Origin of the sequence: Nitrosomonas supralitoralis (genome assembly GCF_003011925.2) — a bacterium.
In the GTDB taxonomy this organism is placed as follows: Bacteria; Pseudomonadota; Gammaproteobacteria; order Burkholderiales; family Nitrosomonadaceae; genus Nitrosomonas; species Nitrosomonas supralitoralis.
Genome location: NZ_PXXU01000084.1, coordinates 1 through 7629 on the forward strand (window position 1 = coordinate 1; position 7629 = coordinate 7629).

The window sequence follows — 7629 nt, forward strand, 5'->3', positions numbered from 1 at the left end:
TCGATATAGTCAATGAACGAACGCTGGGCGTGCAGCAATCCAAGGTCTGTTGGATAGCGTATGGCTAGTTCTGCAACGATCGCATCCAGTATTAATTGGCTGTGATTCAGCGGCAGCTCATCGACCAAAGATTGATCTGCCTCCAATGAGGTGGTCGCGTCGCTGCTATTTGATACGTTATTGTCGTTGTTATCATCATCAATTGCTTTGACTGATTTTCTTTGTCTTTTCAGGTTCAATCGTCTCGATGGTTGCCTCATGAAATTCATCAAACACCGTCTGACCCATGCGCTTGCGTATCTCAACCAGTAATGATGATGCAAAGGGCGCCTTCGCTTAAAACCTTTCAGACCAATAAAATATTGCAGGTACGGGTTTTCTCGAATCTGTGCAACAGTCTCTTCATCCGAAATCAATAGCTTATGTTTAACAATCACCGTTCCAATCACAATTCCGGCATCTTTGGCTGAGTCTTAAACATGAGGTCTTATAGTAGCTCTCAGATATCTCATCCCCAGTAAGCAATCTCTCAGTTTTACTCAGCGAGTATTGAAATCAAGAATCATGTCAAGCGGTGTATCAAATCCTTCGAGTGGCAGCTGCTTTTGCCTGATATAACGAATCATAGTGCACAGTTTCTGATGTTAATTCACATACTTACGCTCATCATTCTACTAATATATACACCATTATTAAATCCAATCAGCTATTTATACTTTTTGAGCAAGCTCTATGTAAAATTAAGCACACTTGTACTGGCTTCCCTACTCTCCCGTTTCAATACGCACATACTTTTTCAGCTTTTCTTCCTGTCAAATCATTTTATCCCCGCGAGAACCGGGGATTTAACACTATTATGCTATTGTTCATTAAGCGATCAGGTCGGTTGCAACAAATGCCGGGGCCCCCGTTAACTCAATCTGAAAGTCGGCTGCGTTGCCATTAGCTCCACCCACATTAGCTTCCAGCAAACCACCGGCATAACGTACCTGCCCGGCGGCACTAAACGCTGCTGTACCTATAAAAACAAAATCCTGGTTACCCCCAATACCCACATTAGCATCGATAGCATGAAGATTGATCTTGTCTGTGCCACTCAGAAAATCAACAATGATGTCACGGAGGCCCGCACCAACACCAGAATCGGACACAGCACTGTAGCTGAACTGATCAGCCCCGGCGCCGCCCGTTAACGTATCGACTCCCCCTTTTCCAGTAAGCTTGTTGGCTCCACCATTACCGATGATCACATTATTGAGTCCATTGCCGGTGCCATTGATATTCGCTCCTCCGATAAGCGTCAGGTTCTCAACGTCAGGACGCGTCACCAGACTAAATGTCACTGAACTTTGCACAAGATCCGTGCCCTCGTTGGCCAATTCAATAATAACATCACCTGCACTATTGACCACATAGATATCGTCCCCTTGGCCGCCAATCATTGTGTCACTACCCAAACCACCATCCAGCTTGTCATTACCCAGCAATCCGATCAGCGTGTCGTTGCCGGCCAAACCAAGCAACGTATCTCCATCATTACTGCCCGTAATCACGTTTGCAAGATTGTTACCGGTCCCGGAAAATGAGCCACTGACGCCATTAAAAGTAAGATTCTCAATCGCACGACCACTTCCTGTGGGCAGTGTGTAGCTATGCAATGTTGTAAGTATCGTGTCAATTCCTTGGCCTGTCCACTCGGTAACCACGTCGCCAACGTCATCCACCAGGTAGGTGTCATTGCCTAAACCAGCTGCCATCTTGTCAGCCCCGGGTCCGCCGTCAATCACATTGTCAACAGCAATAACTGACGTGTCGCGCAGAATATCATTGTGACTCGAACCGATTAGATTCTCAATGAAGCGAAAAACATCCGGAGCCGGGGCGGTGGGAGGCAGCAGTCGAACAACTGAATTGCCCAGATTCACATTGATGCCTGCCAAAGCCGCCGCATACGTTACCGTATCTATACCACCCCGGCCAGCAAGTATTCCGTCACCATCAATGATGTGATTGAAACCGATATCGCCCGGAGATTGAATAAACAGATCATCGCCACCATCGCCCTGTAAATTATCCCCCCCTTCACCTCCCATGATAATGTCATTACCATCGCCACCCAGAATCTTGTCAGCACCAGCGCCGCCATCAATCGTATCGTTACCTGAACCACCCTCGATCACGTCGTTGTCCTGATCACCGAACAACTGATCGTCGCCATCTCCTCCAAATATTGCATCCGCACCATTACCACCGTGAATGATATCGTTACCGTCACCACCGAAAACGGTATCGATTCCAACACCAGCGTTAATGATGTCGTTACCCCCTTCGCCACGGATAAGATCATCACCCGAAGAATCGGTGATCACGTCGTCCCCATCACCTCCGTAGATAAAGTCGTTGTCACCTTGCCCATCAATGTTGTCGTTCCCGTCACCACCGTAAATAGTGTCATTGCCCAAACCACCGCGGATGATGTCAGCCCCATCGGTGCCACCGATCATCTCGCTGAATTTGGTGCCAGTGAATGTCGCCTGATTGAAGTGATAGCCAGTGCCAAAGCGTGGGTCTGATGATTGCAGCGGATTACTTGGATTTTGCAGATCATCGCGCAGTGAGTAGCCCTGTTGATGGGTCGAGTTTGGCCCTCCCATTTCGACATAGGCATCAGGGACTACCATCGCCTGTGCATACAAATGCGTTGCGCCGGTGTTGCGCATGATGATGTCAGAAAAAGTCTGACTTTCAATTTCGCTTAGCAGATTGGTTCCTTCAAGACGACCCAGGTAGTACAACCGGTCGGCATCTTGGAGCTTGACCATCTGGTCGGCAAAGATAAAGTTGAAGGTAGAGCCGAGCATGCCAAGATCAACTTTTTGTTCGGCCAGACCACCCAACCAAAGATCAATCGAGTTGAAGTCATCGGCTCCCGCTGGCGCACTGGAAGTGTTATTCATGAAATCTTGATTGGCCATCATCGTATCAGCGGCAACGCTGAGAGCAGCGGCATAAACAGCTTGATCTGCCGGATTGGTTGAATCTCTCAAGGCAAGATCTGCAGAGGAGAGAATGTGAGTACCTGCATATGCCATAATGAAGTTCTTCAATGAAGATGGGTGCAGCAGATTGTTACCAAAATCCTGCCAGCTCGTATAGGGTGCCAGCGCTGAATCACCCGTTTGAGAATACAGATCAGTTCGTGCTGAATTCAGAGTGGGCACGCCGACATCTCGCCCGCGCGCAATGTTGATCGCCGGCAAATCCAACGGCAGGCCGATTAGATTGTTACGTAAGGCATCGGTAACAAATTCGTCAATCTCATTACCGACTTGCCGCGTCATTCCAGTTGCTACTGACGCAGCAAAAGCTTCACTGTCGCCGCCGTTGGCGTAGGCAAGCGGATTTAGAAACGCCTGGATTAAGCCAGTTTGACTAAATTGACCTTGGTTATTGATCTTGTCAATATTTTCAGTCAACATCGAGTGTCCAAAACGATAAACTGCTTGTGAAAATTCGACTGAAATCTGTGGATCGATGTTTACGTTGTATTTTGAAAATTCCGCAACATCCGGACTAATACGACGCGCAAATTCCTCGAACACCATGTGCTGGTACTGCGTTTCAGTGACGAGCCTAGCAGCCTCAAAGTACTGTTCACCCGTAAAATCTTTTCCACCATTGAATGCTGGGTCAGCAACCAGACGATCGTGCACCAGTTGTTTGATATCTTCGAGCACGCGGTTATGCTCTCCATGAAACACCGAATGCACTGTAGTTAAACCAAAGTTCTCGTTTGCACGCCCATCGCCACCGATAAAATGAGCATTAAGCAATTCGTCATCATAAGTACCAGCTGGATGAGGAGCGCCGGCTATATTATCTGGATCCGGGGTCAAACCAAGTCCAGGACTGGCACCATGGGCGATATCGTCGAGAAAAGCATGGCCTATGCGTCCTCCGGAAAGCGTAGCGCCTCCCGGCGGACCCGCATAAGTACCGTCTGCGTTCAGTACTACCTCTGGCAGATTCAGCACATCATGATCAGTCAGAGTAATACCCATTTTTAAAGCGTTGGCCTTCACGTCCTTCCAAGTTGCCATACCACCATCAGCACCGGAAACCAGGCGGCCGGTAGCATTACCGTTTGTATCGTACTCCTGCAAGAAGACCGTCATCCCTGGATGCGAACCATAGGTCTGACTCTGATCGATAAAAGGGGAAACCGTATTAGTGTAGACCCGGTGTCCGGCGCTATCAACCGTGAAATTGGCGCGCGGCACGATCATAAAGTTGTTGGCGCCAGGTGCTGTACTGTATAACGAATCGCTAGGCAGCAACGGCATGTAGATAATACCCGGGTCACCCTTGTGAACCAGATCAAGACCGTGATCAAAGAACTGGCCGAACAGGGTCATCCAGCCGCTAAAAGGCAATGGATTGATCGGCTGCGCGACAGTCAATGTCGGCGTGTTGGGGATGAAATCGGTTTGGTTGGATACTAGGTTGCTGATTTCACGCGGCCTTGAATCGACAACAAATGAATCGGTATTGTTATACGCTGTGGGCGTTTTTGCCGGTGGACCAAATGGAAGCCCTGTCGGAACAGGCTCCGCATTAACAACAGGAGCTTGGTGCGTAACAATAAGGAAGGGTTCGTCGGCAGCGCCATAACCTCCTTTCCCGGGAAGCAAGTTGTTGTTATGTCCGGATGGATCGCGAAGTCCGCTCATTTGCTGTGGATTGGCCGGTGTCGGCTGCAACAGGTTTGCCAGCAAGAAATCAATGTCTGTTTGGTTTAGTTTCATTTTTATTCTCTGAAAAGTGTGTAGAAGCCGAAGCCATTACCAGCTTGCTGAAACCCGGAATCACACGGTCTAACCTGCTTTACCGGGGAAGAAAGCATCTCCGTCAGTTTTGGTACCGACGGAGGCAGCTTGTATATTCTCGAAAAGCTGTGTTTTTGATAAAGTAGCCTTATGGATTAAAATGATTCGCGTTCAGGAACGGTTTCAGACATTCGCCCGTTGGCCGACCACCTGCGCCGACCTGCGTAATGGACGGACCGTTGGGAATGTCGATGGATGGATGATCGAATGGGCCACTTTCACAGCGGACGCGTTCATCCGTTAACGTCAACATGAAAGCTACGAGAGCGTTCTTTTCCACTTCGCTTAAACCAAGCGGCCTGATTTGCGAATCTTTTTCCGGATTATCGAAATCCCCACCTCGGTTATAGAACTCCACTACCTGCCGTAAGGTGAGATACCCTCCGGTGTGAAAATATGGGCCGGTCAGCTCTGCGTTCCGAACCGTGGGAACTTTGAATTTGCCCAGATTCTCCGGTTGCCTGCCGCCATCCTCGGCGGTAGGTCTAACACCATTGTTGGTAAAATTCCGCTCAAGATTCCCGCCCACGACCGAAGCCGCGGTAAAGGTTGAGCCAGTATGGCAATGCGCGCAACGCCCCTTATCGTTGAAGACATTCATGCCTCTACGCTCCTGGACTGTCAATGCGCCTGTCCCATCTTTAAACTGATCAAAACGGGAATCGTTTGGAATGAGCGTGCTCTCATACAGCAGAATGGACAACCCCCAGAACAAAGAAAAATTTGCTTCGATCTGAGTGAAACCCGAACTGTCCGGCAACAGCTTGTCTGAAGTGAGTTTGGGACGGAACGCCGCCTTAATCAAGTCCTTGTAAGTCGTGTTCAAACCCTTAGCTGGAAAACTCGATAATCCGCCAAGTACACTATCATCAACCGCCACAAATTGCTGGGCGAGCGGATCGACACCATTGTTGGTCATCTTGCGGCCAAAGTCGCTGAATGTTCTTCCGACGCAGGACATTTCCACGCTGCTGAGCGCCGGACCTGTTGCCTGGGAGCCCGTGCTGGCCGGTTGAATGGTAACAGCCTGTTGAGACAGACCAGCAGGGCCTTTCACCCAGATCATGGCACCCGTGCCAGCTCCGCCCGGATTCACACCATTGAATATCCGCTTGGCTCGACCATCCCAGAAATTGTCACTATTGTAGGCCGCCATGATCACGCTTGGAGCTTGACGACCTGTCCTTTGAAGGATGTTGTCATTGGGAAATGAAGGACTGCAGACATCTAAGGGGTCGCCGTGGATCAAACCCAGGAAATCCGCATCTGGCACGCCCTGCGACCCGATAACATCATCATTATCAGTTCCAAAGGGGAAGCCGGTCACGTCAAGCGCATCCAGTGAGAGGACGGTGTTAACAATGCCATTGAATCCTGGATGAACGGTATTGCCGTTGCTCCGATTATCCACGCCCGCACTGTAGTGGCAAGTAGCGCAAGCCTGTTTCCCGTTGCTTCCCGCCTGCACATCCCAAAACAACGCTTTACCTAGCCGGATTGCTGCATTTTTGTCTTGAACGAAGGCGCCGAGGTTACCTGGCAACGGAACCGGGGCGTTTTTCAACGAGCCTGCCGCATTACCAACTGTATTTATCAACATTCCTGTTGCCAGAAGTCCTGTAAGTAGAAATAAACGGCTACATGCTCCTTTAATTCTGCTTGTTACTAACAAATCAGTGCTATTGGAAGCACGACCTGAATAATTGGAAATAAACATAATAAGCCCCTCTCTTTATTTTGTCTGAAATTATTATAATAATCATACAAATATAACTTTTTGAAATATGAAGGTTAAATTATCTTTACATTCCGATCAGGTTAAGAGAAGCTAATTATTAAACCAACTGGATCGTAAGAAAGTTTTATAAATTAGTGCCAGAAGAATATGTATATTTTATTGGCCGTATCAATAACTAACCCTGCCACAATTCACACTTCACAGCGTATGCCTCGTATTACCGCATCAATAAATGTCATTAATATTAAACATAAAAACTATATTTGCCTAAAACAAGAATATAGAACAAGCGGATTAAAAAAAAGATACAGGATGTTAATTTTAGAAGATATGAGATGTTAACTTTTACTATTAACAATTGTTAACAGAGATCTCTAAACCATGATTATTTCTGATGTAGATTAAGAGTAGACAGCAGAGTTTTAATGTGTTGATAAAAATCTCGCCAGTCTGGGCTAGCGTTTCAATATTTATCCGGACACAAAGTTAAGCAGCATTTTCTCGAATTCATAATCTATGGACGACGATTAATTAGTAACTGAATATAATTGCTCTCAGTATAAAATACCTTGATACCTTCCAACACAATCTGTTTAGCTTTATGCGAGAAAGAGGGGCTTGATATGAGAGTCAGCTCAGTTTTCGAGTATGGAAGAAACTTTTCGTAACAACATCATTTAAGCAATTTCCCCGATGATTCCAGAACGTCATAATCAATGCATTATTGACCTGTGATGATCTATGATGGTTTACGTTATTCGATCATTGACCAACCTGTGATATATCTGGGATAAAAAACAATGATCAGAGCAAAAAACTCACTAATCTCCTTGAGTATGAATGCAGATGATTCGCCAGCAAAAACTTCATCGGTCTTTTGCACGTCAAGCTATGCTTCGAATTGTTGAACAAATTCTTGCGAGCATAGTAAAAAGGCACAAACTAACTTTGTGCCTTTTTACTATCTTACTAAGATGACAAACTAATTATTTCTCAAGTTGTACT

The 7629-nt window shown here is 47.1% G+C and carries 2 protein-coding genes and 1 pseudogene; all 3 read right to left on the bottom strand.

The window, feature by feature from the left end:
- Positions 1-437 (bottom strand): annotated as a pseudogene (locus tag C7H79_RS15895) (IS5 family transposase); the annotation flags it as partial.
- A gap of 432 nt (positions 438-869) precedes the next feature.
- The gene (locus C7H79_RS15900; protein ID WP_106708236.1) at positions 870-4805 is read right to left on the bottom strand and encodes a peroxidase family protein; all 3936 of its coding nucleotides are present in this window, start codon (positions 4803-4805) and stop codon (positions 870-872) included.
- A 169-nt stretch (positions 4806-4974) separates the two neighbouring features.
- Positions 4975-6603 carry a cytochrome-c peroxidase gene (locus C7H79_RS15905; protein ID WP_106708237.1) on the bottom strand — a complete coding sequence of 543 codons (1629 nt, stop codon included), beginning with the start codon at positions 6601-6603 and terminating at the stop codon, positions 4975-4977.
- Positions 6604-7629: the final 1026 nt, after the last annotated feature.

Bases quoted from the DNA above. Each gene is read 5' to 3' on its own strand.
- C7H79_RS15900 (WP_106708236.1), bottom strand. From the start codon at position 4,805: ATGAAACTAAACCAAACAGACATTGATTTCTTGCTGGCAAACCTGTTG.
- C7H79_RS15905 (WP_106708237.1), bottom strand. From the start codon at position 6,603: ATGTTTATTTCCAATTATTCAGGTCGTGCTTCCAATAGCACTGATTTG.